The following is a 1060-nucleotide window of genomic DNA, read 5'->3' on the forward strand; positions in this document are numbered from 1 at the left end:
TTTAGAGCGCATTGCCGCGGGGGAGGACTTCTTCAGGGAACTCAAAGCGCTCATGGGGCTGGTCCTGCGGCGCCATCCACGCCCGAATCCCCTCGTTCAGCAAAATGTTCTTCGTGTAAAACGTCTCAAACTCAGGGTCTTCCGCTGCCCGCACCTCCTGACTGATAAAGTCATACGCCCGCAGGTTCAGCGCCAACCCCACTACCCCAATGCTCGACATCCACAAACCCGTCACCGGCACAAACAACATGAAAAAGTGCAGCCACCGCTTGTTGGAAAACGCTATCCCAAAAATCTGGCTCCAGTACCGGTTGGCCGTCACCATCGAGTAGGTCTCCTCCGACTGCGTCGGCTCAAAAGCCCGAAAGGTGCTGGCCGCATCCCCATCCTGAAACAGGGTGTTCTCCACCGTCGCCCCATGGATGGCACACAACAGCGCTCCACCCAAAACGCCAGCCACCCCCATCATGTGGAACGGGTTCAGCGTCCAGTTGTGGAACCCCTGGAAAAACAGCAAAAAGCGGAAAATCCCCGCCACCCCAAAGCTGGGCGCAAAAAACCAGCTGCTCTGCCCCAGCGGGTAAATCAAAAACACGCTCACAAACACCGCTATCGGCGCGCTAAACGCAATGGCGTTGTAGGGCCGCACCCCCACCAGCCGGGCAATCTCAAATTGCCGCAGCATAAAGCCAATCAGCCCCAGCGCTCCGTGCAGGGCCACAAAGGTCCACAGCCCCCCAATCTGGCACCAGCGGGTGAAGTCCCCCTGGGCTTCCGGGCCCCACAGCAGCAGCAGGCTGTGCCCCATGCTGTCGGCGGGGGTGGAGACGGCTACGGTCAAAAAGTTGCACCCTTCCAGGTAGGAGCTGGCCAACCCGTGGGTGTACCAGGAAGTTACAAAGGTGGTGCCGGTGAGCCAGCCGCCCAGGGCTAGGTAAGCGCAGGGGAACAGCAGCAGCCCGGACCAGCCGATGAACACGAATCTGTCGCGCTTGAGCCAGTCATCGACGATGTCGAACCATCCTCGCTCCTGACGCACGCGCCCTACCGCTATGGTCAT

General features: G+C 59.9%; 1 protein-coding gene. It reads right to left on the minus strand.

Annotation, left to right across the window (positions count from 1 at the left end; genetic code table 11):
• Position 1 precedes the first annotated feature (1 nt).
• The coding region (gene psbD / locus NW840_RS11205; protein ID WP_414332488.1) for a photosystem II D2 protein (photosystem q(a) protein) at positions 2-1060 on the minus strand (1059 nt) is incomplete at its 5' end.

Source organism: Synechococcus sp. R5-13 (genome assembly GCF_047462015.1).
Classification (GTDB): domain Bacteria; phylum Cyanobacteriota; class Cyanobacteriia; order Thermostichales; family Thermostichaceae; genus Thermostichus.